The organism is Sphingopyxis lindanitolerans (assembly GCF_002993885.1).
GTDB lineage: Bacteria > Pseudomonadota > Alphaproteobacteria > Sphingomonadales > Sphingomonadaceae > Sphingopyxis > Sphingopyxis lindanitolerans.
In genome coordinates this window covers 1-25,588 of the sequence record NZ_PHFW01000005.1, presented here as the reverse complement: position 1 = coordinate 25,588, position 25,588 = coordinate 1, and the positions used below count along the sequence as shown (strand labels likewise).

At 61.3% G+C, this 25,588-nt stretch carries 28 protein-coding genes and 2 pseudogenes; 13 read left to right on the top strand and 17 right to left on the bottom strand.

Going from position 1 to position 25,588, the window contains the following annotated elements:
- Window positions 1-34: 34 nt before the first annotated feature.
- The 5 genes from CVO77_RS20815 to CVO77_RS20790 are packed head-to-tail and all read right to left on the bottom strand — an operon-like array spanning window position 35 to window position 3,276.
- Window positions 35-817: an SDR family NAD(P)-dependent oxidoreductase gene (locus CVO77_RS20815; RefSeq protein WP_037522127.1), complete on the bottom strand. Its 783-nt coding sequence runs from the start codon at window positions 815-817 to the stop codon at window positions 35-37.
- Window positions 818-837: 20 nt separating this feature from the next.
- The gene (locus CVO77_RS20810; protein ID WP_007686174.1) at window positions 838-1,320 is read right to left on the bottom strand and encodes a hypothetical protein; all 483 of its coding nucleotides are present in this window, start codon (window positions 1,318-1,320) and stop codon (window positions 838-840) included.
- Complete coding sequence (locus CVO77_RS20805; RefSeq protein ID WP_007686175.1) at window positions 1,310-2,020, bottom strand: TetR/AcrR family transcriptional regulator; 711 nt, start codon at window positions 2,018-2,020, stop codon at window positions 1,310-1,312. Before CVO77_RS20805 ends, CVO77_RS20810 begins: the two co-directional genes overlap by 11 nt.
- 42 nt (window positions 2,021-2,062) lie before the next feature.
- Window positions 2,063-2,470, bottom strand: coding sequence for a hypothetical protein (locus CVO77_RS20800; RefSeq protein ID WP_021244922.1), 408 nt, complete (start codon window positions 2,468-2,470; stop codon window positions 2,063-2,065).
- Window positions 2,471-2,511: 41 nt separating this feature from the next.
- The gene (locus tag CVO77_RS20790; protein ID WP_015449415.1) at window positions 2,512-3,276 is read right to left on the bottom strand and encodes an IS6-like element IS6100 family transposase; all 765 of its coding nucleotides are present in this window, start codon (window positions 3,274-3,276) and stop codon (window positions 2,512-2,514) included.
- 93 nt (window positions 3,277-3,369) lie between these two features.
- Between CVO77_RS20790 and CVO77_RS21760 the strand changes: the two are divergent.
- A pseudogene (locus CVO77_RS21760) lies at window positions 3,370-3,474 on the top strand (IS6 family transposase); the annotation flags it as partial.
- A 205-nt stretch (window positions 3,475-3,679) separates the two neighbouring features.
- Here the strand turns inward: CVO77_RS21760 and linD are convergent.
- The 5 genes from linD to linE all read right to left on the bottom strand — a co-directional run bounded on the left by linD (window position 3,680) and on the right by linE (window position 7,933).
- The gene (gene linD, locus CVO77_RS20770; protein ID WP_013035740.1) at window positions 3,680-4,720 is read right to left on the bottom strand and encodes a 2,5-dichlorohydroquinone reductive dechlorinase; all 1,041 of its coding nucleotides are present in this window, start codon (window positions 4,718-4,720) and stop codon (window positions 3,680-3,682) included.
- Between the two features lie 59 nt (window positions 4,721-4,779).
- Complete coding sequence (locus CVO77_RS20765; protein WP_007686013.1) at window positions 4,780-5,412, bottom strand: YciI family protein; 633 nt, start codon at window positions 5,410-5,412, stop codon at window positions 4,780-4,782.
- 7 nt (window positions 5,413-5,419) lie between these two features.
- Window positions 5,420-6,136 (bottom strand): alpha/beta hydrolase, encoded by a 717-nt coding sequence (locus CVO77_RS20760; protein ID WP_007686010.1) that lies wholly within the window; start codon window positions 6,134-6,136, stop codon window positions 5,420-5,422.
- Window positions 6,133-6,870 (bottom strand): alpha/beta fold hydrolase, encoded by a 738-nt coding sequence (locus CVO77_RS20755; RefSeq protein ID WP_020817419.1) that lies wholly within the window; start codon window positions 6,868-6,870, stop codon window positions 6,133-6,135. Before CVO77_RS20755 ends, CVO77_RS20760 begins: the two co-directional genes overlap by 4 nt.
- 97 nt (window positions 6,871-6,967) lie before the next feature.
- Window positions 6,968-7,933, bottom strand: coding sequence for a chlorohydroquinone/hydroquinone 1,2-dioxygenase (gene linE / locus CVO77_RS20750; protein WP_007686007.1), 966 nt, complete (start codon window positions 7,931-7,933; stop codon window positions 6,968-6,970).
- Between the two features lie 131 nt (window positions 7,934-8,064).
- On the opposite strand from linE, the gene CVO77_RS20745 reads away from it, so the two are divergent.
- Window positions 8,065-8,976, top strand: coding sequence for a LysR family transcriptional regulator (locus CVO77_RS20745; RefSeq protein ID WP_013041683.1), 912 nt, complete (start codon window positions 8,065-8,067; stop codon window positions 8,974-8,976).
- A gap of 94 nt (window positions 8,977-9,070) precedes the next feature.
- Here the strand turns inward: CVO77_RS20745 and CVO77_RS20740 are convergent, their stop codons facing one another.
- From CVO77_RS20740 to CVO77_RS20725, 3 genes are all read right to left on the bottom strand, one after another.
- Complete coding sequence (locus CVO77_RS20740) at window positions 9,071-11,626, bottom strand: TonB-dependent receptor (RefSeq protein ID WP_007685998.1); 2,556 nt, start codon at window positions 11,624-11,626, stop codon at window positions 9,071-9,073.
- Between the two features lie 191 nt (window positions 11,627-11,817).
- Complete coding sequence (locus tag CVO77_RS20735; protein WP_257721833.1) at window positions 11,818-12,357, bottom strand: vanillate O-demethylase oxygenase; 540 nt, start codon at window positions 12,355-12,357, stop codon at window positions 11,818-11,820.
- Window positions 12,358-13,039: 682 nt separating this feature from the next.
- On the bottom strand, window positions 13,040-13,732 hold the full coding sequence (locus tag CVO77_RS20725) for a hypothetical protein (protein WP_007685994.1): 693 nt from the start codon (window positions 13,730-13,732) through the stop codon (window positions 13,040-13,042).
- 165 nt (window positions 13,733-13,897) lie between these two features.
- Between CVO77_RS20725 and CVO77_RS20720 the strand changes: the two genes are divergently transcribed.
- The 10 genes from CVO77_RS20720 to CVO77_RS20680 all read left to right on the top strand — a co-directional run bounded on the left by CVO77_RS20720 (window position 13,898) and on the right by CVO77_RS20680 (window position 22,710).
- On the top strand, window positions 13,898-14,494 hold the full coding sequence (locus CVO77_RS20720; protein ID WP_007685993.1) for a recombinase family protein: 597 nt from the start codon (window positions 13,898-13,900) through the stop codon (window positions 14,492-14,494).
- A complete protein-coding gene (locus tag CVO77_RS20715) occupies window positions 14,487-16,139 on the top strand; it encodes an IS481 family transposase (protein WP_007685992.1) in 1,653 nt (550 codons plus the stop codon). Before CVO77_RS20720 ends, CVO77_RS20715 begins: the two co-directional genes overlap by 8 nt.
- The gene (locus CVO77_RS20710; RefSeq protein WP_007685991.1) at window positions 16,139-17,116 is read left to right on the top strand and encodes an ExeA family protein; all 978 of its coding nucleotides are present in this window, start codon (window positions 16,139-16,141) and stop codon (window positions 17,114-17,116) included. The genes CVO77_RS20715 and CVO77_RS20710 overlap by 1 nt, the downstream gene beginning before the upstream one ends.
- A 100-nt stretch (window positions 17,117-17,216) precedes the next feature.
- A complete protein-coding gene (locus CVO77_RS21140; RefSeq protein WP_062121710.1) occupies window positions 17,217-17,786 on the top strand; it encodes a hypothetical protein in 570 nt (189 codons plus the stop codon).
- A gap of 300 nt (window positions 17,787-18,086) precedes the next feature.
- On the top strand, window positions 18,087-18,839 hold the full coding sequence (gene linC / locus CVO77_RS20705) for a 2,5-dichloro-2,5-cyclohexadiene-1,4-diol dehydrogenase LinC (protein WP_013039118.1): 753 nt from the start codon (window positions 18,087-18,089) through the stop codon (window positions 18,837-18,839).
- 21 nt (window positions 18,840-18,860) lie between these two features.
- Window positions 18,861-19,547 carry an EthD domain-containing protein gene (locus CVO77_RS20700; protein WP_007682394.1) on the top strand — a complete coding sequence of 229 codons (687 nt, stop codon included), beginning with the start codon at window positions 18,861-18,863 and terminating at the stop codon, window positions 19,545-19,547.
- Window positions 19,547-19,909: a hypothetical protein gene (locus CVO77_RS20695; protein WP_007682395.1), complete on the top strand. Its 363-nt coding sequence runs from the start codon at window positions 19,547-19,549 to the stop codon at window positions 19,907-19,909. Before CVO77_RS20700 ends, CVO77_RS20695 begins: the two co-directional genes overlap by 1 nt.
- A 13-nt stretch (window positions 19,910-19,922) precedes the next feature.
- Complete coding sequence (locus CVO77_RS20690) at window positions 19,923-21,188, top strand: aromatic ring-hydroxylating oxygenase subunit alpha (protein ID WP_106000995.1); 1,266 nt, start codon at window positions 19,923-19,925, stop codon at window positions 21,186-21,188.
- Between the two features lie 46 nt (window positions 21,189-21,234).
- Window positions 21,235-21,996 carry an SDR family NAD(P)-dependent oxidoreductase gene (locus tag CVO77_RS20685; protein WP_007682039.1) on the top strand — a complete coding sequence of 254 codons (762 nt, stop codon included), beginning with the start codon at window positions 21,235-21,237 and terminating at the stop codon, window positions 21,994-21,996.
- Between the two features lie 27 nt (window positions 21,997-22,023).
- Window positions 22,024-22,710, top strand: coding sequence for an EthD domain-containing protein (locus CVO77_RS20680; RefSeq protein WP_011627728.1), 687 nt, complete (start codon window positions 22,024-22,026; stop codon window positions 22,708-22,710).
- On the opposite strand, the gene CVO77_RS21385 is transcribed toward CVO77_RS20680, so the two are convergent.
- Window positions 22,655-22,948, bottom strand: a complete 294-nt coding sequence (locus CVO77_RS21385) for a hypothetical protein (RefSeq protein WP_145907151.1) — start codon at window positions 22,946-22,948, stop codon at window positions 22,655-22,657. The two genes, CVO77_RS20680 and CVO77_RS21385, sit on opposite strands and share 56 nt — an antisense overlap.
- A 155-nt stretch (window positions 22,949-23,103) precedes the next feature.
- Between CVO77_RS21385 and CVO77_RS20675 the strand changes: the two are divergent.
- A pseudogene (locus tag CVO77_RS20675) lies at window positions 23,104-23,805 on the top strand (IS5 family transposase); the annotation flags it as partial.
- A gap of 461 nt (window positions 23,806-24,266) precedes the next feature.
- Here the strand turns inward: CVO77_RS20675 and CVO77_RS20670 are convergent.
- Genes CVO77_RS20670 through CVO77_RS20660 form a run of 3 tightly spaced genes read right to left on the bottom strand, consistent with a single transcriptional unit; the run spans window position 24,267 to window position 25,480 of the window.
- Window positions 24,267-24,599 carry a BrnA antitoxin family protein gene (locus tag CVO77_RS20670; protein WP_007682049.1) on the bottom strand — a complete coding sequence of 111 codons (333 nt, stop codon included), beginning with the start codon at window positions 24,597-24,599 and terminating at the stop codon, window positions 24,267-24,269.
- Complete coding sequence (locus tag CVO77_RS20665; protein ID WP_007682056.1) at window positions 24,580-24,888, bottom strand: BrnT family toxin; 309 nt, start codon at window positions 24,886-24,888, stop codon at window positions 24,580-24,582. The genes CVO77_RS20670 and CVO77_RS20665 overlap by 20 nt, the downstream gene beginning before the upstream one ends.
- Before the next feature lie 31 nt (window positions 24,889-24,919).
- Window positions 24,920-25,480, bottom strand: coding sequence for a recombinase family protein (locus CVO77_RS20660; protein ID WP_029987071.1), 561 nt, complete (start codon window positions 25,478-25,480; stop codon window positions 24,920-24,922).
- Window positions 25,481-25,588: the final 108 nt, after the last annotated feature.

The following is a 25,588-nucleotide window of genomic DNA, read 5'->3' as shown; positions in this document are numbered from 1 at the left end:
ACCTGGCCGGCAGCAATGATCGCCGCCGGGCGCTTCAGTGCATGTGTGCGCCGCCATTGATATCCAGCGTGGTTCCAGTGATGTAGGACGCCTGCGGCGATGCCAGGAACACGACGCCAAAGCCGACTTCCTCGGGCGTCCCCAAACGGTTGAGCAATGCAGATCGCGCGGTTTGTGCCCTGAATTCTTCGCTCGTATTGCGGTAGAATTCCGGTGTTCCGACCACGCCTGGAGCGATGGTGTTGACGGTGATGTTGGCGTGAGCCAGATCGTAGGCGACCTGACGGGTGAGGCCGATCAGCGCGGCCTTTGACGCCACATAGGCGGGGTTGGCCGGGCTTACCGCAAGCTGGCCGGTTCCCGAGGTCATCGTTATGATCCGGCTGTGCTCAAGAGGGCGGGCCAGACGCAACTGGGCAAATTTGCGAATACAGAAGAAAACCCCGCTGAGGTTCAGAGCGATACCCCGGTTCCAGTCCTCGGTGGCCGTCGTCGCAATATTGGGATGAGGATTATCCGGGTTCACGGGAGCGCCGCCGGACGCCACCACCAGCACGCTGGCCGGCCCATCCGCCTCGATGCTATCGAATGCGGCATCCACCGCCCTATCTTTTGTGACATCGAACACGCTTACGTCGTGGCCCTCGCCCGCCAAAGTGCGCAAGACTTCACGGGCTCGGTCTTCATTATAGTCTGCAACGACGACGCGATACCCTTCCAGCGCCATGCGCCGGCATATGTCACTGCCGATCCCGCCGGCGGCGCCCACAACAATGGCTCTGCGCCGTTCCATCGGCACGGTTTCGGAAATATTCATCACAGGCTCCTTGATTTCATTCATTGCGGGGAACGGGTCCAGCGCGGCGAGAGGCGTTTGCGAGGCTGGTTCTCGGTGAGGACGCGAACGAGATTGAGCCAGTCATTGACCTGGACAGCGGCGGTGGTCTCGGTGAGACGATAGTGTTCGATCATCCGGTTGAGCAACTCGTCGATATCGTGGATCACGAGATTGCGCGCGGCATTCAGGTCATCGCGGTTGTCCGGATCGAATGGCGTTTGAGGCTCCCACCGATCCTGCATCGCCGTGCGAAAGCGCTGCCATTGCGCGTTGAGCAGGGATCGGGGCCGATTTTCCGCTGTCCATCGGGTGATGGCCTGTTCGGCCTTCCGATCACCAAGGGCAAACTCGTCGCGGACAAGAATGCCGATATCATGAAGATCGCCCCGCATCGCGCGATCATAGTTGTCGAGGCGGTCCACCCAAAGATCATGGATGCGGGCGGAGATTACTTCCCAGTCCGCGATGCATTCATCGGCCATCTTCAATGTCCTGTTGCGCGAGAGCGGCGAGCTCGGACAGCCTGTCCGCGCCCAAATGATCTCGCAGGGCGAGCAAGGCCTTGAGACGCTGGCGCGTTCGAATAAGATGCGTCTTGTCGAGCCGGTCGCCGGTTATTCCGGTCAGGATACCCATTTGTGTGTCGGCCAGAACGATGGCGAGGAACATGTCCGCCAGAAAATCCGACGCGGCTTCGTCACGGCAGAACGAGGCACCAGTCTGTTCACGGAACATACGGCGCATCCATGCCTGGATCCTGGGTACGATCTGGCGATAGATTTCCCCGATACCCGGATAATGCTGCCGCTCGGCAATCACCATCCGCAACAGATCGATCGTTTCCTCGCTGGTGGCGACGGCGATCAACCGTTCCGCCATGGCATCGAGATCGCCGCTGGCGGCGGGCGCGATGGTTTCGGTGACGGCCTGCGCGAAGCGCTCGGCCTCTTCCTCGACAATCGCCTCGAAAAGAGCGAGCTTGCCGTCGAAATGGCCATAGAGCGTTCCGCGCGACCCACCGGTGCGAGCCATGATGTCGTCGATGGTGGCTGCGGCGAATCCCTTTTCGTGAAAGACCGAGCGGGCTGCGGCGATAAGCAGGCGCCGCCGCTCTTCCTTCCGCTCCGCACGCCTGGAGCTTTGCGCGACCGGACGGATCGCCGCTCCCTCCTTATTCGACATAGGTTTCTTCCATTTCACAAACCGAATTCCTCCTGGCCCCTGTCAGTGACCCGCGTTGGTATCGATCGGTCCCTTGGGCTTGGGCGCAAGCCAGATGAGGGCGGCAGCGACGGCGAAGCACATTACAATCGCCGCGAACGTATTGAGGGTTGCCAGCATGACGCTTTGCCCTTCGACGATATTGGTCAGCATGACCCTCGCCGATTCCGGGGATGCGCCGCCCGCGATCATGCCATCCAGGGTCGATTGTCCCTGGTGCATGGCGCCGGCCAGTTCGGTCTGGTTTTCTCGCGTCGCGTTGGCCCAGCGGGTCTGGACAAGCGATGTTGCGAACGCACCGGCCAGCGTTCTTAGGAAGTTGGACATGCCAGCAGCGTTCGCCGTCTCATCGGGATTGACTGTCGCAATGGCGAGTCCCGTGATCGGCACGAAGAACAGGCTCTGTTGCAAAGATTGGCGGCAGTCAGAGGTAGGCTGTCGCTCTGCGCCGATCAGGCGGCTGCTGCGAAATGGTGGTTGAGCATGCCCATGGCCTCCGTCAGCGCCGAGGGCCCAATGCCAAAAGCTCTCTCCACAAGGCGCACCTCGCCCCTGATGCCGGGCTGCAGGCACCAGGGGCGAGCCTGTCCTTTGCGCAGGGCTCGCATGACTTCGAATCCCTTGATCGTGGCATAGGCCGTGGGGATCGATTTGAAACCGCGCACCGGCTTGATCAGTATCTTGAGCTTTCCGTGATCGGCCTCGATCACGTTATTGAGATACTTCACCTGCCGGTGGGCCGTCTCCCGGTCCAGCTTTCCTTCGCGCTTCAATTCGGTGATCGCTGCACCATAGCTCGGCGCTTTGTCGGTATTGAGCGTGGCAGGCTTTTCCCAGTGCTTCAGGCCTCGCAGGGCCTTGTCCAGGAACCGCTTCGCTGCCTTGGCGCTGCGGGTCGGCGACAGGTAGAAATCGATCGTGTCGCCCCGCTTGTCGACTGCCCGGTACAGGTAGGTCCACTTGCCCCGCACCTTGACGTAGGTTTCATCCAGGCGCCAGCTCGGATCAAAGCCACGCCGCCAGAACCAGCGCAGCCGCTTCTCCATCTCCGGGGCGTAGCACTGGACCCAGCGATAGATCGTCGTATGGTCGACCGAAATGCCGCGTTCCGCCAGCATTTCCTCAAGGTCGCGATAGCTGATCGGATAGCGACAATACCAGCGCACCGCCCACAGGATCACATCACCCTGGAAATGGCGCCACTTGAAATCCGTCATCGTTCCGTCCGTCCAATCTCCGCCAAGCATGCTCAAGCTTCACGATTTTTGCAACAGAGCCGACAGGCTCGCCCCTGGTGCCTGCAGCCCGGCATCAGGGGCGAGGTGCGCCTTGTGGAGAGAGCTTTTGGCATTGGGCCCTCGGCGCTGACGGAGGCCATGGGCATGCTCAACCACCATTTCGCAGCAGCCGCCTGATCGGCGCAGAGCGACAGCCTACCTCTGACTGCCGCCAATCTTTGCAACAGAGCCTTTTTTGTTACGCGTACTTCGAGAAGTGTTTGATCCATATAAGAAATCCATGCTCGTCCTGGATTCGAGCGCTGTTGAATGGTCTCGGCCCTGCCGGACGACGCGTTCAGGGCATGGACCGCGTCGCTTGCGGACGGCGCGGTGGTTGCCTTTAGGCGTTGCTCAGGAGATGGATGACATTCTCGCTCGGCGGATGGCCGGGCCACTGGATGATCGCATCCTTGACGGAGGGCCGCGCGAAGAGCCGATTGGCATAGGCCTCGACACGGGGCTTGCCTGCACCGTCTTTCCAGAAACCCGAATAGCCGAGCCAGAGGAAGCGGTAGAGACTGACGGCCCAGAACAGGTCGGCGAGCGTGAAGCGGTCGCCGAACAGCCAAGGTCCGGTGGACGCCCCGAGGTCGCGATCGAGATCGGTAACCAGCTGCTCCGCCTTCGAGATGGCGGTCCGCATTTGCGGCTCGTTGATGACGAACGAGGCGGCGGCTTCCTCCTTCACAATCTTGTGTTGGTAGGCTTCGAGGAGAAGCGGGTCGCCGTCCGCGAGCGGGATATTGCGGCGCACGGCGTCGATCTTGTGTGCGTGGATGCCGGGCATGACCGCCTGCATGCTTTCGGGCCGACGATCACCGTCCGGATCGGCGCCGTAGAGCAGGGCTACATGGGGCGTCGTGTCAGCGAGCTGGACCTGCTTGAGCACAGCCTCCCGTATGTCGGCGGGCAGAAGATCGGTACCGCCGGACAAGGCGTCGCAGAGGTAGAGGCAGATTGCCTTGGAATCGGCGAGGATCCGGCCGGTCTCATGGTCGACGAGGGTCGGTACGACGAGCGGGTCGAACCCTTCGGAATCAACAGACGACTGCCCAGTGAACGAGCTGACAGGACGGTGCTTGGCTGCGGCTTCCGATCGCAACCGCAGCCGGACATATTGCGGACAATAATTCTCATTCTGCGGGGGAAGGATCGTCAACTCGTTGGAGCCGAAGGTCACGCCCTTCTCCATTAGGGTGCCGCGCACCTTTTGCGAGCAGACTGAGAACACGAAGTGGAACAGTTCGAACCGCGGTTCGACCGTCGCTTCGCGGCGAAGGAGGCTCGGTGACTGTCGATCCGGGCTAATCAGAGTCGATTGCTCAGGCTTGATAACCTCTTCACGGACTTTCCTCGCCAGGGTTTCTGTATCAGCGCTCATATTTTTATGATCCTTTTGCCTGGAACTGAGACGTTCGGGGATTTTTGCGGGCTAAATCGTCATGTAGAATGAGTGTGTTCCGCCGGCGGCCGGATGGCTGGTGAACTTTCCCGGCGCTCCTGCCCCACGCAGCGCGCAAGGCCGGTAAGCAGCGGCAGTGCAACATAGGTCGCGGCGGGCACGACAAGCCCCACGACCAAGAAGGAGCGCAGCAAAACGGGAAGATGGGCAATGGTGTCGCCCAAGAGAATGTTGACGAGGGCCACTAGCGGCGCGAGCGTGGTGATCAGCAGCAACACTCTGAGATGGCGTGTGCGGAGCGAAGGTTGGGGCGCAGCGCTCACCCCTTCCTTATTCAGACTTTGATGCGCTGCGTCTTGTCTCTCGACGTTCGCCCCTTGCCAGGGGTATCGCCGATCGAACCCGCCCATCCGCCATTCAAGAATGTCGATGCTTTGACGTGCCCCGGACACGGTCATGGGGTCTTCGGCGATGAAGGCCCGGGCTGCGTTCCAATCGTCGACATCAACGAGATATGTCGATCCGACCAAATCGCCGCCTTCGGCGAAGGTGGTCCCCACTGCCAAAATGCTTGCGGTGTGCGACGCAAGATAGGCGCGGTGTGCCGGTATGGCTGCTGTGCGCTCTGCCAGCTTTTCAGGCGAGATGGTGGTTATGACGGAGAACAGCATGGGACGTTCAATCCGTCAGACTTGGCGTGCTTTGCGGCACGAGCGGCTGATGTCGCGGCCCGCGCGTAGGGACCGGCGGGTTCAGCTCGAAGCGTGCGATCAGGGTGTCTCGCAACAACGCGATCTCGTCCGCCCCAATTCCATGGTCCTTGATCGGTTGAATATACTCGCCGACATCAGCACCAGAGAGTCTAAAGCGCTCAGCTGTCTCCCGCACATGCTCTGCCTTGACCCAATCGTCGTTCAGACCACCTGTGAATATCGCCTTGAGACCGGTAAACCGAGGCTCAACTGGCGCGGTTGGGAGCTCAAAACCCGGGAGGCTTCCGGTCAGCGAGCCCAGGAACCCCATTTTCGCAGCGCCGCACCACATGAAGTGACTGGCGAGGCAGGCACCCTGGCTGAAGCCGACTATGCCCTGACGGTCTAGCGCGACCCAGGCTGCTTCCAGCCGCGAGGAGATCTCAGCCAAGGCGGTGCAGGCGTCAGCCACAGACCTGTCGCCGTCTGGATCGAACCCGTCATATTTGGGCGAGTACCACGCCCCGGCGGGCGCTTGCAGGGCAAGCCAGGCGACAGAGGGCAGATCGAGCTGTCTCGCAAGTTCCAGCATCGCTTGCGCACGCTGGCCACGGCCGTGCAGAAGAATGATCGCAGCATTTGCCTGTTCGACAGGCGGGCCGGTCACGATTGTCCCATAGGGTCCTTCAGGGGAAAACGTCATCGCGGCGCTCCAGCAATATGGCGGCATAGCCGGTCCGCAAAGGCGACAGGATGCTGCATCGCGACCTGGTGCGCGGCACCCGTCACAACTTCGAATGCGGCACCTGGAATGAGAGCGGCGGTCGCGCGGACCGCCTCCGGTGGCACGGCGGCATCGTTCGCACCGGCTATGACGAGCGTTGGCGTTTCGACCTGCGGAAGAAGGCTTCTCGCGTCATGGCCCTTGATCGCTGCGACAGCGCCGGTGAATCCGGCAACTGTCGTGGCCAAGATCATCGACTCAGCAAGATCCAGCAGACCTTGGTCGACCGCTCCGGAAAACCATGCCGGATACACGATCGGCACCTGCGTAATGAGCCCGCCGCTGCGCACTGCGGCCACCCGCTTGTCCCAGATCGGCCAAGCTGGCTCTGGAACGAGAGAACCTGCTGCCACGAGTGTCAGCGAGATAAGCCGGTGTCCCGCCGTGGCGCCAAGATATTGCGCGACCATCGACCCGACCGACGTGCCAACAAGATGAACTCTTGCAAACGCGAGGTTATCCATTACATTAAGCACGTCGGCCGCCAGTTCGGCTAGACTGTAGTCGCCGGCACTCGGCGAACTCGTTCCATGACCCCGCAGGTCCATCGTGATCGCATATACCCCTGAAGGTAAACGACCGGCCACGTCATTCCAGGACCGCCAGTCGGCCAGCAGGGAAGAAAGGAGCAGGATCGGCTCACCGCTCGGCAAGCCAGTGGTATGAACACCGATCCGCGCACCATTTCGGCTATTGACTGCCCGATGTCGCCACATTCTCTTCACCCAGCCTGCGGAGTCATCCTTGCGATCAAATGACGATCGGATCGTTCATCGTCCGGAGGAGCTCGTCCTTTACACCTTCGAGCTGCGGCGCGACCTTGACCTCGCTGCCGAGCTTCTCGGGGCTCTCGTCATGGGTGAAACCAAGCGTGACCGAGGCTTCGAACAACACGCCGCCCGGCGTACGAACGTAGATCGATTCGAAGTAGCCGCGGTGCTTGCGATCTGAGAAATCGGTGTAGCCGAGGCCTTCCACGTCAAATTTGAGCGCGGCCTGCACGTCGAGGTCGGCGACTTCAAACGCGGCGTGATGAACTTGGCCTTCGCCAAGCGCCCAGGTGCCGGGCCTTTCGTCCTCATCGATATAGACGTCTAGCACCTTGGCCGCACCGCCATTGCCGAAAGCGTAGCGCTGGTAATTGCCGTCGCGTCCCTGGGGCTTCAGGTTCCAGGCATTGCGCATGAAGGAGTCCATCTCCTCATTGCGATTTAGGGTGGCCGTCCAGCTGTGAAAGCCCCGCAGCGCGACCTCCTTGGGCACATAGGGAGAGTCCCAGGGCTCGAACTGGCCGTCCGTGTCCTGCTCGATGATTTCGAAGCCGACACCGCAGTCGGGGTGCTCGAACGACAGATATTTCTGCCCGAACCGCTCACGCACTTCCGAGACGGTCACAGCGCGCTTTATGAGATGCTCCTGCCACCAGGAAAGCGTACCGACGGGTGCGTTATAGGAAACCGCCGATATCTGCCCTGCACCACGCTTTCCGGTGTAGCCAGCCTGGCGAACGGGGAAAGTGGTGTACAGCGTGCCCGGTTCGCCAAGCTCATTGCCGAAATACAGATGATAGACCGGCCGTGCGCCGTCGTAGAACATCGTCTTCTTGACGAGCCGCTGTCCCAGCGTCTTGACGAGAAGATCCACGTCGCCTTGCGCGGATCCGGTCGCGACGGTGATGTGATGAAGTCCTTCGACGCGTTCGGGCAGTTGCATCATGATCGCTCTCCACTATTTTCTGCGATTGCGGATCGTCTCTTCAAACCTGCACAACGATCGCTGCTGCAGCCTGTTTGAGGGATCAGGGAGTATTTGACAATTGGCGGACCTTCATAGATACAATTCAGATTGTGAATATAGATGACCTGGATTTTCGGCACTTGGTGCTTTTGGATGCGCTGTTAAAGCGGCACAGCGTCAGCGCCGCTGCACGAGAACTCGACCTACCGCAGCCCACCGCCAGCCATGGGCTGGCGCGCCTGCGCAAAGCATTGGGCGACCCGCTTCTCGTCCGGGCGCGCGACGGCATGGAGCCGACACCACGTGCCGAGGCGATCGCCGGGGTTGTTCAGCAACTGCTGGAACTGCGTCGCGACCTGGCTGAAGGCGGGCAGACATTCTCACCTGACCGTCTCAAGCGCGAATTCATCATTGCCGGATCGGACATCGCCCATCTTGTCGTTTTGACGGCGTTGCATTCGGCGGCGCGGTTCGAGGCACCACACACCAGCTACCGCGCACTCACGCTGAGCGGCGATGAAATGGTGAGCGCGCTCGAGACCGGGCATGTCGATATCGCCGTCGGCGCCTATCCGAGCCTTGTTGCCGGCATCAAGACGCAACGGCTCTACCAGGAGGAATATCTGTGCTTCGGAAAGGAAGGTCATCCGTTCATCAAGTCCGGTGAGACCGATGACTTCATGGCCGCAGATCATATCGTGGTCAGCACCAAGGGTATGGCCCATGCCCATCGTGCCGTCGAACGCGCTCTCCTCGACAAGATCCATCCCGATCGGATCAGGATCGTCGCGAGCAGCTTTCTCGTGGCGTTGGCAGCTTGCTTCGAGTCGGACCTTATTCTTACCGCTCCGGCTCGCGTGATTGGTCGGCTCGCCGAGGTCTACGGACTCCGGGCCGTGCGGCCGCCAATTCTTATGGAAGCATTTGAGGTCAGGCAATATTGGCATGCGAGGAACCAAGACGACCCGCCTCACCGCTGGTTGCGACAGCTCCTGCACAAGGTGCTGTCCGCGCGGATGTGAGAAAGCTGCCATCGACCTAGCAAAGAAAGCCCGGCCTAGGTTAAACCCGGGCCGGACAGATAGGAGCATCCGGAGTGGGATCAGTCCGGGTCGATCAGAATTTAAACCTCAAAGTCGCATAATATTCAGACGGCCTGTTCGGCACCGCGCTCAGCAGGCCAGCTCCATTGAGCTGATTGACGCCATTTGCGATGTAGCGTTTGTTGAAAACATTGTTCCCGCCAATTGCGAGAGACCAGTCGTCGCCGGGCGCGCTGTACGTGAGCGAGGCATTGACGAGGCTGACATTCCCACTGAACAACTCGGGCGTGTTTTCCGCATCCGCCGCCATGGTGGACTTGTAGGAATAATCCGCCCGCAGTGTGACCCGACCTTCATTGGCCAGGAAAACGTTGAACTCGGGAGATAGCGTCGCGGTCCACTTCGGGACACGCGGCAGCCGGCTCGCCAGCGTGATCGTGCCCGACGGATCGTTGATCCTCCGATAGTAAGCGTCAATGTATCCCGCCGACGCGCTCACGCGGAAGACGCGGCTCGGCGCGAAGATCGTCTCGACCTCGAAACCCTTGATTCTGGCGTTGCCGGCGTTCTCGAAGGAGGCACCGATGCCGCGCTGGATCTGGATCTGGATGCCCTTGTAGTCCGTGTAGAATGCCGCAGCATTGACTTGCAGCATTCGATCGAAAAGCTGCGACTTGAAGCCGATCTCGAACGTGTCGGCTTTCTCCGGATTGAAGCTCGGCGCCTGCTTGTCCGCAGGCTTGGTCGGATCCGGCGGGACCGGAGCGGCGACGCGGGTCGTCCAGCCGCCCGACTTGAACCCCTTCGAGAATGATCCGTACAGCATTATCCGCTCGGTCGGATGGAGTTCGATGCCGACGCGCGGCGAAACATTGCTGAACGAGAGCTTCTGCTCCCCTGTCGGGTAGAATTGCGACAGGTCTGTCGGATCCGGGAACAGAAATGCCGGAGTACCGAGTTTGGTGAGAAGCATATTGAGGTCCCGCTGGCTTCCAACGAGCGTCTTATCTTCCTTGGTATAACGTCCGCCCAGCGTGATCCCGATGAGATCGTTCACACGGTAGTTGAGGTGCGTGAAGAGCGCGTAGGACTTGGTGTTGAACCGATAGTTTCCGACGATCTGCAACAGACCGCCGGGAAATGCGACATCCTCCGATTCCCTACCACCTTCTGAGAAATAATACGCGCCGACGAGATAATCGAGTTTGTCATTGAACGCCTTGCCCGAAAGCTGCAGCTCTTCGCTGAACTGATGCTGCTTCACCCGGAATGAGCCCTCGAACCCCACGACCGGTGAGTTGTCGAGATCCTGTCCGAAACGGGTGTCGAGATTGCGATAGGCGGTGATCGACTTCAAGGCAGGTCCACCCAAGTCGATATCGACGGTCCCTGTGAATCCGAAATTGCGCGTGTTGGTAAAATTGATACCCGTGCCGTAACCACGGTTGAGGCTACCGGTAACGAAGCGGTTATCGATCGGAAGCCGACTATTGGTGGGATCGGCGTCCGCGTTCGCGCCGGCGATAGCCGGGAGGCCGCCCGCACGCGGGCCACAGGCGCCGCCGAGACCAATCGCGCCGAGCACTGACTCCGGAAGGCTGATGCAGGTATTATAGAGGCCGGCCAAAGTGGAGTCCGGGACGCCGTTTCCGTCCGCATCGACTGGCGTTCCGGCCGGTGACAACACAGTTGACCGTGTACCGAGAAGAGTGCTTGGCGAAGCGCTCGTTTCCGAGTTGAGATAGTCGCCCTCCAGCGTCACATCGATCGCATTGGTCGCGTTCCATAGCAATTTACCGCGAACGCCCTGTTCGCTGATGCCGCCTGCTGCGGTCCGCGAGGTATAATCGATCTGCTGGAAGGCTTCTGAAGGATCCGAAGCAAAGCCTGCAGCTCCAGGGAACGGGATCCGTTTCTGCCAAGCGTTCCGGTTCTTCGACGAGAAGGCAATGCTGCTCTTGAGCTTGCCCTCGACGATCGGGATGTTGATGACGCCACCGACATCGATTCGGTTGAAGCGACCGCCCGAGACCTGACCCATCACGCTGAAATCGTCTGTCGGTTTGCGGGTGACGACGCTGATCGCGCCACCGATGGTGTTGCGTCCGAACAGCGTACCCTGAGGGCCCTTCAGGATCTCGATGCGTTCCACGTCGAGAAGATCGACATTCGACCCGGCGGTACGCGCGAGGTAGACACCATCGACATAGGTGCCGACGCCCGGGTCGAAGTTGAGTGCGAAGTCGTCCTGGCCGATGCCGCGGATGAATCCGGACAACATCGATGGCGAACTGAAAATCTGCGACGTGGACGATAGCTGCACGCCGGGGGTGAGGTTCGCGAGCTGCGAAACATTGTCGACGCCTTTTTCCTGCAGGGCCGCACCGGAAAAAGCTGCAACGGCAATCGGGACCTGTTGGACATTCTCCGCGCGGCGCTGCGCCGTGACCACGATGTCCCCGATGCCGACATTGGACGCGGGGTCTGTGCTTTCCGCCTGAGCAGGCGCCACGGCTTGAGGCAGCGCCGGAGCAATCTGTGCCTCAGCGGGGGCCTGCGCGTATGCCGGGGTCCAGCCGAGCGCACCAGCCGTGCCGAGCATCAGCCCAATTTTGATGCGGTTTTTCATATTGTACCTCTCCCTCCCTCTTTATTTTTCGCAAGCTGGCTGGCTGCTTTGGCAGCCAGTGGCACTTGCGCGCTTTCAAACAGCGTTAATGCAAGAAGTCATCACACCTGACTTTCAACTCACGTGCAGACTGGATCTCGCTAGACTTACGACAGAAGCGACAGTCAGCCAGGAAACAGGCGGACTGAATCCTAAGCGTCCACTGACTGCTTCTGATCGCTCGCCTCTTCGCCGTTGGATTGCTCCTGCGCGATAAGTTTACGCAGCATGCGACGAGCGCGCACCGCGCCAGCATCGCCAGCCAGGAGCACAGGCCGCATGGACATGATGTCCCGATCGCCGACTTGCGCCTGTTGGAGAGCGATCATCGGCTTGTCCTCTTCCTCGAACGCATATTCGATGCCGGCGCGCAATTTTGCGGAGAACTCCTCATTGTCCGGATGGATGTCGCGCCCGAAAGCCCAGAAATAATGTGTGGTGTCCGGTGACTCCGGCGTCATCACGTGGATGGACGTGTGCATATGCCCGTCCTCCTTTGGCGTGCCAGGCTCGGCATAATAGCTGAGCAGCGACATCGACCCGGGCGCTGTCCACTGAACGTCCGTCCATGCGTCGAAGCGCTTGCCATGCGAGTTGAACATGTTGTTCATGATGTCCGAGATGAAGTCGTTAGGATGAGAGACATTGCTCCACACCGTGTCGCCATCCTGGAACACGTGCCTCTTGCCGATGGTGAAGGCCGGCGCGCTTAGATGTAGGCGCTTGCAACCGTAGCAGCTTCTGCTCGCAAACAGCGCCTTTTCCTGCCCAGATTACCTGACAACGAGCCGACTATGCTGCTCACGCTATCCGACAATGTGCTCGCCATCATCCGCGTCTGCTCGCAAACGGCAAAGGGCCGCTCATGGTATCTGCCAACTACAAAGTCGAGATTAGCAGTCATTTGCTGATGCGCGATGCTCACGCAGCTTTGTGGAACCCAAGATCAGAAAGTACACGATGGGGCAAACCACCATCAGCATCACTGCTGGATCGGTAGCCCATCTCGTTGGGCCATCGCTGTCCGGCTCACTTGCTACCGCGAGCATGAGCGCGATTGATCCTCGCACAGCGGCGTAGGTGGCAGGAACAAGCAGGATGTGGAGAAGCCACCCGTAGCGGAACCGCATGGCGCCAAACCAGCAGAGTACAGCTATGGCGGGTGGAGCGAGTGTGGCGGCTACGAAGCCGCAGAACCAAATGGCAAACCCTGCCGGAGTCAGCGTATCGCGATAGTAGCTGGCGATCCCATCCGGTCGCAATCCGAGAGCGACGAAAGAGCCTGCGACGACAACGGCACCCAAAGCCGTCAGTCCGACGCCACGCAATGTCCCGTGTCTCGGCATCAATCTATGCAATCCAGTAAGCCATTGATCAGGCTGCTCGCACTTTGGCTCGGAAGAAGGTCGTTTCCGACCCAATCAGATCGGGGTCGATCCCGCTCTCCTCGGCGGCCAGTTGCTGGATGATCCGCCAAATCTCGGGGGCGGTGAGGCGCGCGCCGTCGCGGGCAAGCCTGCCACGGTTCTGCTCCGTGACCAGTCGGGCGAGATCGCCGATAGTGTCGCACCTCCGAGGTAATCGCCGGCGGTCGAGGTGCCGTAACCATAGCCCCGCGTAGGCGCTCGCTCCAGCAGCGAAGATGCGAAGGGGAGGTGCCAGCGTCGTGAAGGCGAGGATCGCGACCGCGACAGCGAAGCAGAGACCACTGACAATCCCAAGCCATCCGGCTCGCGTCGCCGGCATCTTGAGGTCGGTATCGGCTTCCAGGTCGCTGAACGCTTGGCGCAGCTTCCCACCGATCAGCGGCGCCAACGGCGCATCCGGCCCGACGTGCCGGCCAAGCCCGAGCGCGCGTCGAAGCCTGTAGAACGTCATCTGCGTGGCGCATGTCGTGCCGCCCCCGCTGTAGGCTGCGACATGCGCGACGACATGGTCACGCACCTCGCCGAACGTTGTCCAAGGCAGGTTCGAGCGCAGGCGCAGATCGAAGGTGCGCTCGATTGCGAGGAAGAAGTCGGTGTCGTCGCCATCACCGACCCAGCCAACCGTATCGAGCACCTGCATGAACCCGGCTCCTCAGCGGTTCTGCAAAACGACCGTTTCTGACGAGCCGATCGCCTTGCTGGGCCGGCAACGTAAATCTGCGGGCCGCACTTTGTCAAAACTGTTCTGGAAACCCGCGTCGCAAAACGGTATGCCCCGCACGAGTTTGGAGAAGATCAGACGCTCATGCGGGTCGGCTATGCCAGGGTCAGCACCAGCGACCAGAACCCCGAGCTCCAGCTCGATGCGCTGCGGCGGGCCGGCTGCGAGCGGGTGTTCACCGAAAAGGCGTCGGGCGCGCGCGATGACCGGCCCGAACTGGCGCGCATTCTGGAAGACGTGCTGCGCGCAGGCGACACGCTGGTTGTTTGGAAGCTCGACCGCCTCGCCCGCTCGCTCAAGAAGTTGATCGCCACGGCCGAGGATCTGGAGCGCGAGAAGATCGGGCTGGTGTCGCTGACCGAGAGCATCGACACGACAACGCCGGGTGGCATGCTCACCTTTCACGTGTTCGGCGCCATCGCGCAGTTCGAGCGTGCCCTGATCCGCGAGCGAACTACCGCGGGGCTAGTGGAGGCGCGCCGGCAGGGTCGCAAGGGTGGCCGCCCATCGGCAATGCGCCCGAGCGACGTCGCCGCGGCACGGGCGATGATGAAGGAGGGCACGTTGCCGGTGCGCGACATCGCCAAGCGCATGGGCGTGTCGGTCGCGACCCTCTATCGCTATGCAGGCAAGCGCGGCAGCGGTGCATCGATCAAGGAGGCTGCAACAGCCCATGGCTGACCGGGCGAAGCGACCGCCTGGAGAGGCGCTGATCGATCTTCGCCGACGGTTGTCGCTGTTGCCCCCACGCGACCCCGGTCGCACCGAGATCATCGCCCGTGCGGCCGAGGCCTATGGCATCTCCATCTGGACCCTTTACCGGGCGTTGCGCGAGCTGAACCGCCCCAAGTCGGTGCGCCGGTCCGACCATGGTGCGACGCGGGTTGCCCCGCAGGCCGAGATGGAGCGCTACGCCGAGATCGTCGCCGCACTGAAGATCAGGACCACCAACAAGAAGGGCCGGCACGTTTCGACCGCCCGCGCCATCGAGTTCCTGGAAACCGATGGCGTCGAGACGCCGGAGGGCCTGGTCAAGGTAGCACCCGGCCTGCTGAAGCGGGCGACCATCGACCGGCTGCTCCGCTCATCAGGGCTGGACTATGCCCGCGTGACCCGCCCCCACGCAGCCGTTCGTTTTCAGGCGCGGCGATCCAACGAGCTGTGGCACTTCGACATGAGCCCGTCCGACCTCAAGCAGGTCGAGGCGCCGCTCTGGATCGAGCAGGGTCGCGGCAAACCCACGCTGATGCTGTTCTCGGCCGTCGATGACTGCTCGGGCGTGGTCTACCAGGAATATCGCAGCGTCTATGGCGAGGATGCCGAGTCCGCGCTGCGCTTTCTATTCAACGCCTTCGCCGCCAAGCCTGAGCCCGAACTGCCGTTCCAGGGCCTGCCGGTCACGATCTACATGGACAACGGCCCGGTCAGCCGGTCGCGCGTGTTCCAGTCGGTGATGGGCAGCCTCGGCGTGCGCGTCCTCACCCATCTGCCGCCGAAGGCCGACGACCGGCACACCGCGGCCCGCGCCAAGGGCAAGGTCGAGCGGCCGTTCCGCACGGTGAAGGAGGTGCACGAGACGTTGTACCACTTCCACAAACCCAAGGACGAGGCGGAAGCCAATCTGTGGATGCGGCGTGCGCTGGTCACCTACAACAACGGCGACCATCGTTCCGAGCCACACGCGCGGATCGAGCACTGGCTGCGGCACCTGCCCGGCGATGGCGTGCGGGCCATGTGTTCATGGGAGCGGTTCTGCGCCTTCGCTCGTGAGCCCGAGCGGCGCACCGTTGCGGGCGACGCGACCGTCTCGGTTGAGGGCGCTTCCTACGAGGTCGAGCCCGAGCTCGCCGGCGAGACGGTGACGCTGCTCTGGGGGCTGTTCGACCAGCAGCTCTTCGTGGAGCATGACGGCAAGCGGCATGGCCCTTACGAGCCGTCGCGCGGCGCCGTGCCGCTCTACCGCTATCGCAAGTATCAGAAGAGCCGCGCCGAGGAGCGGCTCGACAAGGTGGTCCGGCTCGCTGACCAGCTGGGGCTGCCCCGCGCGACCGTGACGGGCGGCGACCGGCCGCTGCCGTCGCTGCCGCCCTCCACCGCAGGGCTCGCGGTGCGGCAAACACCTTTTCCGGAGCCGGCGGTCGAGACGGCATACCCGACCGGGCTCGCGGCGCGCCACGCCATCGTCGACCAGCTCCGGCGACCGCTCGGCTCGCTGCCTGAGGCAGACCGCGCCTTCATCGACGCGCTGCTGGGCGAAACGCTCGACAAGACCATCATCGCTGACCGCATCCGAGAGCGGTTCCAGTCAAGACGGGGGACAAGCTGATGCTCGCCGACGTTCAATCCAGCTACGGGCTCGCCCGCCCGTTCCAAGGCGTCGGCAACTTCGAGACAGAGCATCAGCGCAACCTCGTGCGCGAGGTCTGTGCGGCCGTGCAGACCGGCAGGTTGATCGTCGTCTCCGGCCTGGTCGGATCGGGCAAGACGCACCTGCTGCGCCGCATCGAGGACGAGCTGGCCCGGGCGGGCAAGGTCGCCGTCGCCAAGTCGCTTGCGGTCGACAAGCGCCGCACCTCGTTGCCCTCGCTGATCGAGGCGCTGTTCTACGATCTCTCGCCCGGTGACCGTGCCCAGGTGAAGATTCCCAAGCAGGCCGAGCGCCGCGAGCGCGACCTGCGCGACATCATGCGCAAGGGCAAGCGCCCGGTCGTACTGGTGGTCGACGAGGCGCATGACCTGCACCACAAGACGCTGACCGGCCTCAAGCGGTTGATGGAGGTGGTGGCTGATGCCGGCGTGCTGCTGTCGGTCCTTCTGGTCGGCCATCCTCGGCTACGCAACGACCTGCGCCGCCCGCAAATGGAAGAGATCGGCTACCGCACGACCACCTTCGACTATGAGGGCATCGGCGCCGAACGCCGCGACTATGTTGCCTGGCTGCTCGGCGCCTGTGCGGCCGAGGGGGTCAAGGTTGCCGACTTGATGAACGAGGACGCGATCGACCTCATCGCCGAGCGCCTGCGCACCCCGCTCCAGATCGAGATGCACCTGACACTCGCCTTCGAGCAGGGCTTCCGCTTCGCTGCCAAGCCCGTCACGGCCGAGATCGTCGAGCAGGTGCTGTCGCGGGCGATTGACGACCTCGAACCCACGCTGACGCGCAACGGTTACGATGCGGGCGCGCTCGCCAGCCAGCTCAACACCCGGCCGTCCGACATACGCGCGTTCCTCGCCGGAACGCTGGACGCCGAACACACCCGCGACCTGACCGAGCGGCTCCGCGAAGCCGGTGTGCCGATATGATACTGGCTGTCCTCGCCTTGGTATCTCCCGCACGCGGACGCAACGCATGTCGTCTGTGCCACCGATTGTGGACGTTGCGCTTCTCTCATAGCCTGCCGGCATGAACAGGCATCTTACCGCAGCTTCTTTATCGATCGTCAGCTTGCTCAGCGCGTGCTCGGCCTCGGCCGAGAGGAGGTTGGAGGGACGAGTCTTCGACATCCCGAGAGCCAACGACATATCCGACAATGATAAGCCGTTCTTTCTACCAGCGCTCGATCCCAGCGACGGGTTCTCGTTCTACCTAAATCCGAGCGCAAGCTTGCCGGAGCGAAACTTGGTGGGCGTGGCAAGCAAGAAGCGGATGTGTGCCCGCGCAGCGGGAACAGAGGCGCTTGTCAACTCGACTGTCTGCGCAAGTCGCCCGCTTTCATGGCGCGGCCGAACACTGCGCAAGGTAAGTGATGGTGTTTTCTGGACATACCAGTTGCCAGCCGAAGCAGGTCAGAAGCGTCCTCCATCGCTGGCGAGTTGCTCCGCCATGGGCGGAGGCTCGCGGCCGGGGCTCTGCACGGCCAATCTGCCGTATGACAATCTCGTGCTGACGATTCACTTCCGAGACAATCAGGTCGGCTCGCTCCAGGCATTATACGATCAATCCGTTGCTAGCCTGAGGAAGTGGGAGCGCTGATGCTTACGGCAAACCCGGCGGGAACGATCGCTGCCAGACCGCTCACCGGCACTCCTCGCTATTGGCAGAAAGCGAGAACAGGCCTTCTCCGTTTGCGAGCAGGCGCGGATGATGGCGAGCACATTGTCGCATAGCGTGAGCAGCATGGCCCACCTGCTGTCAGCAAATCTGAGCAGAAATCCGCGCTGTTTGCGAGCAGAGGCCAGTATCTTTGCAATCGCCTACAAATATGGCATGACCGTGCGCTTCAAGTTCCAGTAATGAAACCGGAACGCCGATAAGAAACTGTTGGAGGGATAGATGTCTGATTTGAGCGGCAAGACGATAATCGTGACGGGTGGTGGCAGCGGCATCGGGCGCGCCACCGTGGAATTGCTGGTGGCCAGTGGTGCCAACGTCGCGGTGGCGGACATCAACGACGAGGCCGGTGAGGCGGTCGTCGCTGCGTCTGGCGGGAAGGCCGCCTATTTCCGGTGCGACATCGCACAGGAAGAGGACGTGAAGGCACTTGTCGCGCAGACTCTGGCGGCGTTCGGCGGGCTTGACGGCGCGTTCAACAATGCGGCGATCCCGCAGGCCGGACTGCCGCTTGCCGAAGTGTCGCTCGAACGGTTTCGGCAGAGCATGGATATCAATGTAACCGGCACGTTCCTGTGCATGAAGTACCAGATCCTTGCGATGATCGAGCGCGGGACGAAGGGATCGATCGTCAACACCGCATCCGCCGCTGGCGTGGTCGGCGTGCCGATGCACGGCGAATATGTCGGCGCGAAGCATGCGGTGGTCGGGCTGACCCGCGTGGCGGCGGCAGACTATGGCAAGCACGGCATTCGCGTGAACGCGCTTGTGCCCGGCGCGGTGCGCACGCCTATGCTGCAGCGCGCGATGGACAATGATGCGGGCCTTGAGCCCTATCTGAACTCGATCCACCCGATCGGCCGTTTCAGCGAACCGCACGAGCAGGCCCAGGCCGCCGTATGGTTGCTGTCCGACGCGGCTTCGTTCGTCACCGGCTCCTGCCTTGCAGCAGACGGCGGCTTTACCGCGATCTGATCATTTTACGGAGCAGCCTCCATGCACAGCATCAAGATACTCGCGACGATCCCGCGCCGGAAGGACATTTCGGAACAGCAGTTCCACGATCACTGGCGCCATCCGCACGGCACACTCAGCAAGAAGATCGCGTGCCTGCGCGGCTATGTGCAATCGCACCGGATCGTCTCTCCGCTGCTGCCTGATACACAGCTGGCCTACGACGGCATTACCGAGCTGTGGTATGACAGTCTCGACGATGCGCTCAACATGGGCAAAGATCCCGCGCATCGCAAATACAACATCCCCGACGAACCGCTGTTCGTCGACATGGACGGACTGAAGTTCACCTTCTTCGAGGAGGACATTATCCGCTCGCGACCGGCGGTGGACGATCCCGATGATGCGGCCGTGCAGTGGTCGCCCACCGAATGGTCGGTAAGCGTCAAGATCCTGCAACTGGTCAAGGCGGATGGCAATCCGGCCTGGGCAGGCGATCAGGACAAGGCGCTGGGCGATCGCATCGGCGCGTTTCGGCATGTCCGCTCGTTCGCGATAGACGCGGTGCACAAGGGCACCTCGCCGTTCATCGGCGCGCGCGAACTGTGGTGGCCGACGCTATCCGATTTCGAACGCGGCGTGGCGGGTGATCGCGCGGCGTTCGATGCGCTCCTGGCACAGGCCGGCCAGCATTACACGATGCTGGCATCGGCCGAGCGGGTGATCTGATGCCGGCCCCCGCGCTCGACGAGGAGCCCGTGCTGCCCCCCGGCTTCGAGGATCTTCTCGAATTCGTGCCGCACTGGATCGGCGAGACGGCGCAGGAACGATGGGATATCCGGGCGCGCGCGACTATGGCGGAGATAACCCGCTTCTACGATGTGCTGCTCTCCCGTTCGGAAGCCATCCTCGACCATGTCGAGACCTTTCCGCTCGACGCGATGCCGGCGCCGACGCTGCGCCTGTTCAGGCTACAGCTGGCGCTGGCTCACGCGGCGATGTCCGTAGAATTGCACAAGCAGCCGCGCGCGCACAATTCGCCCTATCCGCACCAGGTCCGCATCCTGCGGACGGCAGAGCCAACGCTGTAAAGGAGTTCGTCGCATGAACGAGATGACCGAGCTTGCCAGCATCTGCACCAGCGATCTGACGCAAACCGCCGGACTGGGCACCGGTCCAGTCTCCTGCGAGCCTTATCGTTCACCCGCCTATTTCGAGCGAGAACGCGAAAATCTGTTCAAGCGCGCCTGGCTGACCGTGGGCCGGGTGGAACAGCTTCCCGAAAAGGGCAGCTTCTTCACCAAGACCATCGAGATCTGGAACGCGCCGATCGTGGTGACGCGCGGCAGCGATGACAGAATTCAGGCGTTCTACAATGTCTGCGCCCATCGCGGCAATCAGGTGGTGTTGACCGAGCGCGGCCGCGCCTCGCGCTTCTCCTGCAATTACCACAACTGGGTCTACCGCAACGACGGCAGCCTGATGGGCGTGCCAGACGAGGCGAACTTCTTCGATCTCGACAAGAAGAAATGCGGCCTCGTGCCGATCGCCACCGATGTGTGGGAAGGCTGGATATTCCTCAACCACCAGAAGCAGCCCGAAGTCAGCCTGCAGGAATTCCTTGGAGACTTCGGAACGCGGTTTGCCGGGGTTTCTTGGGAAAATACGGATACGTCACTCTATTTCGAGGCGCATCTCGATGCGAACTGGAAAGTGCTGGCCGATGCCTTTTCGGAAACCTACCATATCCCTTCGATCCACCCGGCGACGATCGGCAAGACTTTCGCCAGCGCGGTCAATCCGCATTCCCGCCCGCTCGATGCACGCTTCTGGGGACCACACCGCCAGTTTTCCACTTTCGGCAATCCGGACTACGCTCCGCCCGAAGATGCGATGGTCGAAAAGATGGCCTATGCGAACCGCGATACCGGCAACGTGCTGGGTGCCGCGGAAACGGCGGGGATGACCGAGTATCTCGATCATCCCGCGATCAATCCCAAGCAATCGAAACACTGGGCGCTGGACATCGCCGTCGCTTTTCCCACGCTGCACATAAACCTTTCGCCCGGCGGTTTCTGGTCGCACAGGTTCTGGCCGATCAGCGTCAATCGCACGCGGTGGGAAGCCGAGTTTCATGTACCCAAGCCACTGACCGGGCGGGAAAAGCTGCAACAGGAACTCTATATCACGCGCATCGCGGAAATCCTGCTGGAGGACGTGACGAACACCGAACGCACCCAGCGCGGCATCGAGGCCGGCGCATACGATACGATGCAGTTGCAGGATGGCGAAGTACAGATCCGCCACAACCTTCACCACGTCGATCGCTGGGTGAACGCCAGGACCGTGCGCGAAGCGCTGGGCATCTGACAGGCAGCGCCCTTCACTTGCCCGTCAGTCAAAAATGGGGTCCTCAATGTCCGGATTGGAGCAACGCAGCTATATCGTGACGGGCGCAGGCGGCAGTATCGGCCGCGCTGCCGCCCTTATTCTTGCCCGTCGGGGCGCGAATGTGGTTGTCGCCGATATCGTCGAAGCCGCAGCCGAGGAAACGGTCAGACTGATACGCGCGGAAGGTGGCAACGCCGTCTACAGCCATTGCGACGTCAGTATCGAGGACAACGCGTGGTCGACCGTGGAACTCGCCATCACCGAATTCGGTCGCCTTGATGGCGCATTCAACAATGCGGGGCTGCCGCCGGTCAACGTGCCGCTTCATCAACTGACGAGCGCCGATTTCCAACGATCCCTGGATATCAACGTGCTCGGCGTTTTTCATTGCATGAAACATCAGATCGCAGCGATGCTGAAAGCGGGGAGCGGCGGTTCGATCGTGAACACGGCGTCGGTTGGCGGCACCGTCGCGATCCCCGCACATGGCGAGTACATCGCAGCCAAACATGCCGTTATCGGGCTGACGCGGATCGCTGCCGTCGATTACGGGCAACAGGGAATCCGCGTGAACGCAGTTCTACCGGGCGCTATCCGCACTCCGATGCTGATGTCGGTGATCGAGAACGAGCCTTCGCACGCGGAATTCCTGAAAACCGCCCACCCGATCGGTCGATATGGCGAACCGGCGGAGATCGGCGAAACGGCAGCCTGGTTGCTGTCGGATGCCTCTTCGTTCGTCACCGGCGCCGCCATTGCTGCCGATGGCGGCTACACCGCAATCTGAACTGCCAGAACCGTTGGGAACCGGACTATGAGCGCAATACGAATGATGGCGGTCTTCGCACGGAGAGTGGGAATGACGCCTCAGGCGTTTCACGATCACTGGCGCTATCCCCACGGCTCGCTGGGACAAGGCATCCGGATTATCAAGCGCTATGTCCAGAGCCATCAGGTCGACGTCGATTTCCTCGATGCCGATCAGAACCGCTACGAAGGCATCGCCGAAGTCTGGTTCGACAGCGAAGCGGACGCTGCCGCCTTCGTGACCGATCCTGATTATGTGGCCTATGCGCTGAAAGATGAGCCGAATTTCGTCGACATGGACAACTTCTTTGCCGTTTTCGCACGCGAAGAGGTTCTCAAAAGCCGCGCCGAAGCGCTGCGCGGTGACGAGGCGGCCTATAACTGGTCGATCGACCGACGACCGAACTTCGCCAAGCTTACCCAGGTGGTGTTCGAGGAAGGCGGCACGGCCTGGGCCGGAGACGACGATTTCGCACTTGGCGAGCGTCTTGGCGCATTTCGCCATACCCGGTGCCATCCGATCGAAAAGCTCGTCCTCCCCGGCCCCTCGGTGATCGGTGTGCGCGAACTTTATTGGCCGACGCGGACATTGGCAGAACAGGGCATAGCTGCAGCAGGTGACGCTTTCCATGCGCTGTTTAGCCGAGCGCCAAAGGCACAAACGATCTTCTCGATAAGTGAGCGCTACGTCTGACGGTGCAGGTTAACCGCCCCTGCGCCTCAAGACGCTTCTCAACCAGACGCCGCTCCTGCGCAGCCCATGGTAGAGCCAGAATGCGATCCATACCGAGCTTCAGCGGCCCTTCCAGGCGCTTCTGCAAATAGCGGCCGATCTCGAACGGGTTAGTCTTCGCCTGCCCTTCCACCACGGTCTTGCCGTCGGGATCGAGAACACAGATGCTCGTGCTGCGCTGGCTGACATCCAGACCCACGCTGTATGTTGCTTCGTGCCGGATAGGCGAGCCGTCCGATCAGGCGCAGGATGTTGCGCTCTGCCGGCGATTGTGGCGCATTGCGCAGCCAGGATAGCCATGTCGCGGCCTGCCCCGGTCGTCGGGCTAGCAAATCGTCCAGACCCTGAGCCAGCCAGCGCGGACGACGGCGATGCTGGCCGATGCGCGAAATCGTCGAAGCCATTTTCTATCTGCTACGGGCAGGATGTCCCTGGCGGCTTTTGCCCGACAGTTTTCCGCCATGGCGCACGGTATACCAGTGGTTCTGCACCTTGCGCGACGATGGGGTATTCGAAAGCCTCAATCATCATCTCGTTCGGATCGATCGCATCCGGACAGGGCGAGAACCAGCACCATCCGCGGCAGTCATCGACAGCCAGAGCGTGAAGACCACCGAAGCAGGCGGACCTCGTGGTTACGACGCAGGCAAGAAGACCATGGGACGCAAACGCCATGCAATGGTCGATACCGATGGTCGCGCCCTTATCATACTGGTCCATCCTGCCGATGTGCAGGACCGCGATGGCGCGGTGCCCTTGCTCCAGCAGTCTCACCAGCGGCATCCCTTCGTCGCGCGCGCCTATGCCGACAGCGCCTACAACAGCGATCGCGTCCGGGACGCCACCTCCATTACGATCGAAATCGTCCGCAAATTCGCCGATCAGACCGGCTTCGTCGTCCATCCCAGACGATGGATCGTCGAACGCACCTTCGCATGGATCAACCGCAATCGCCGTCTGGCCAAAGACTTCGAGCGGACCATCAAATCCGCAACCGCGCTCCTCTATGCCGCCGCTGCCATCGTCCTCATCCGACGCATCGCTCGTTACCCATGAGATTCAAGACAGACTCTTAACAAAATTTCGTTACTTGACGGATTTCTTGGACTTAGGGTTGCAGTGCGCCGCATGTAGATGGCTGTTCGTGGAGAAAGACAACGTGATACGTATGTTGGGTGAATTTTGGCCAGATATATTCGTGATCTTACTGGTCTGTTCGCTCGTATCATTTGCAAACCAAAAATTCGGAATATTTGTCGCTACTCCGATAACATTGGGATCGACTGCATTAACGCTATTGCTCGGAGCCGCTGGGGCGACATGATTCTACTCTTATCTTCCTTTTGGCCTTGGCTTGTTCCAGCAATTGCGTGGATCGGATTTTTCACCGGTCGCTATTTTAGAAGAAAGAGCATAGCGAAAAACACATGATTGCCGCAACTCTGGCGGCTTCGCGCGCCTACGCCGGGCCGGGTTACTCCCGGCCGTGAAAGCGGCATCCATCTGCGGCCTGCACGTCAAGCGTGTCGGCGCTCCTTCGCAGCCGCCAACATCTCGCGCCGAAGGATTGCGTTCATGCGAGCCTGATAGCCCTTGCCCTGGGATTTGAGCCAAGCAAGCACATCGGCGTCGAGCCGCGCCGTTACCTGCTGCTTGATCGGCTTATAGAACCGTCCACGCTCGGCGGTCTTCCAGAAATCCTCTGTCAGCGTCGGGGCATCACTATAGTCGATACCGCTATCCGGCATCGCCTGCAGGGCATCCAGCTCGGCCTTCTGTGCCTCGGTCAAGGGGGGCAGATTGCCCGGATCGAGCTGGAAGCGGACGGTATCAGCGTCTTTCTTCTTCATAACGTCGTCTTTCCTTTCGATCGGCTTTTCGGGCCGAAATGATATGGATGATCTCCACATATTCGCCGTCGTCGTCATCCTCAGCGACGGTGTGGGCCACCAGCAGGAGTAAATGTCCTTCGACCAGGCCCAAGGTCTGCCATCGTTGCTCGCCGCCTTCGATCCGATCATGCACGCTAAGCGCAAAGGGGTCTGCGAAGGCGCTGGCGGCCGTCTCGAAACTGATGCCATGCTTTCTCAGATTGCTCTCGGCTTTGGCTGGGTGCCAGGAAAAGCGCATGGATAACATGACGGGAATATAATTATATTTTTGTCGTTATTCAAGGCGTATCCTTGACCGGCGCTGACCACCCGATCCGCTCCAACGTGTCCGTCAATGTTGATCGCGGCACGCTGAACGTGCGAGAAACCGACGCTTTGCTGGCCCCATTGGACAGAGCGGCAACTATCAACTGCATCTTTTCCGCGGCGATCGTCGGCGGTCGTCCACCTTGTCGGCCCCGCCGCTTTGCGGCGGCCAGGCCCGCCATGATCCGCTCCCGCGTCAACGCTCGCTCGTATTGGGCGAGCGCGCCGAACAGCGAGAACAGCAACTCGCCATGCGGCGTGGTGGTATCCATCTGTTCGGTCAGCGACCGGAAGGCGATGCCGCGTTCCTTGAGGTCGGTGACGATCGCCAGCAGGTGCGGCAGCGAGCGGCCGAGCCGATCGAGCTTCCAGACAACCAGCGTGTCGCCGGCGTTCATGTAGTCGAGGCAGGCTTTCAGGCCGGCGCGATCGTCGCGCGCACCGGAAGCCTTGTCGGAGTAGAGGTGCCGTTGATCGACACCAGCGGCCGTGAGCGCATCGCGTTGCAGATCGACCGGCTCTGTTGCAAAAATCGTGAAGCTTGAGCATGCTTGGCGGAGATTGGACGGACGGAACGATGACGGATTTCAAGTGGCGCCATTTCCAGGGTGATGTGATCCTGTGGGCGGTGCGCTGGTATT

Coding starts and splice junctions, on each gene's coding strand:
- CVO77_RS20665 (WP_007682056.1), bottom strand. CDS start 24,888: ATGTTATCCATGCGCTTTTCCTGGCACCCAGCCAAAGCCGAGAGCAAT.
- linD (WP_013035740.1), bottom strand. CDS start 4,720: ATGAGCGCTGATACAGAAACCCTGGCGAGGAAAGTCCGTGAAGAGGTT.
- CVO77_RS20700 (WP_007682394.1), top strand. CDS start 18,861: ATGCACAGCATCAAGATACTCGCGACGATCCCGCGCCGGAAGGACATT.
- CVO77_RS20720 (WP_007685993.1), top strand. CDS start 13,898: ATGCGGGTCGGCTATGCCAGGGTCAGCACCAGCGACCAGAACCCCGAG.
- CVO77_RS20810 (WP_007686174.1), bottom strand. CDS start 1,320: ATGGCCGATGAATGCATCGCGGACTGGGAAGTAATCTCCGCCCGCATC.
- CVO77_RS21140 (WP_062121710.1), top strand. CDS start 17,217: ATGAACAGGCATCTTACCGCAGCTTCTTTATCGATCGTCAGCTTGCTC.
- CVO77_RS20765 (WP_007686013.1), bottom strand. CDS start 5,412: ATGCTGTTCTCCGTCATAACCACCATCTCGCCTGAAAAGCTGGCAGAG.
- CVO77_RS20725 (WP_007685994.1), bottom strand. CDS start 13,732: ATGCAGGTGCTCGATACGGTTGGCTGGGTCGGTGATGGCGACGACACC.
- CVO77_RS20805 (WP_007686175.1), bottom strand. CDS start 2,020: ATGTCGAATAAGGAGGGAGCGGCGATCCGTCCGGTCGCGCAAAGCTCC.
- CVO77_RS20710 (WP_007685991.1), top strand. CDS start 16,139: ATGCTCGCCGACGTTCAATCCAGCTACGGGCTCGCCCGCCCGTTCCAA.
- CVO77_RS20685 (WP_007682039.1), top strand. CDS start 21,235: ATGTCCGGATTGGAGCAACGCAGCTATATCGTGACGGGCGCAGGCGGC.
- CVO77_RS20715 (WP_007685992.1), top strand. CDS start 14,487: ATGGCTGACCGGGCGAAGCGACCGCCTGGAGAGGCGCTGATCGATCTT.
- CVO77_RS20695 (WP_007682395.1), top strand. CDS start 19,547: ATGCCGGCCCCCGCGCTCGACGAGGAGCCCGTGCTGCCCCCCGGCTTC.
- linE (WP_007686007.1), bottom strand. CDS start 7,933: ATGATGCAACTGCCCGAACGCGTCGAAGGACTTCATCACATCACCGTC.
- linC (WP_013039118.1), top strand. CDS start 18,087: ATGTCTGATTTGAGCGGCAAGACGATAATCGTGACGGGTGGTGGCAGC.
- CVO77_RS20740 (WP_007685998.1), bottom strand. CDS start 11,626: ATGAAAAACCGCATCAAAATTGGGCTGATGCTCGGCACGGCTGGTGCG.
- CVO77_RS20815 (WP_037522127.1), bottom strand. CDS start 817: ATGAATATTTCCGAAACCGTGCCGATGGAACGGCGCAGAGCCATTGTT.
- CVO77_RS20670 (WP_007682049.1), bottom strand. CDS start 24,599: ATGAAGAAGAAAGACGCTGATACCGTCCGCTTCCAGCTCGATCCGGGC.
- CVO77_RS20760 (WP_007686010.1), bottom strand. CDS start 6,136: ATGACGTTTTCCCCTGAAGGACCCTATGGGACAATCGTGACCGGCCCG.
- CVO77_RS20790 (WP_015449415.1), bottom strand. CDS start 3,276: ATGACGGATTTCAAGTGGCGCCATTTCCAGGGTGATGTGATCCTGTGG.
- CVO77_RS20690 (WP_106000995.1), top strand. CDS start 19,923: ATGAACGAGATGACCGAGCTTGCCAGCATCTGCACCAGCGATCTGACG.
- CVO77_RS20680 (WP_011627728.1), top strand. CDS start 22,024: ATGAGCGCAATACGAATGATGGCGGTCTTCGCACGGAGAGTGGGAATG.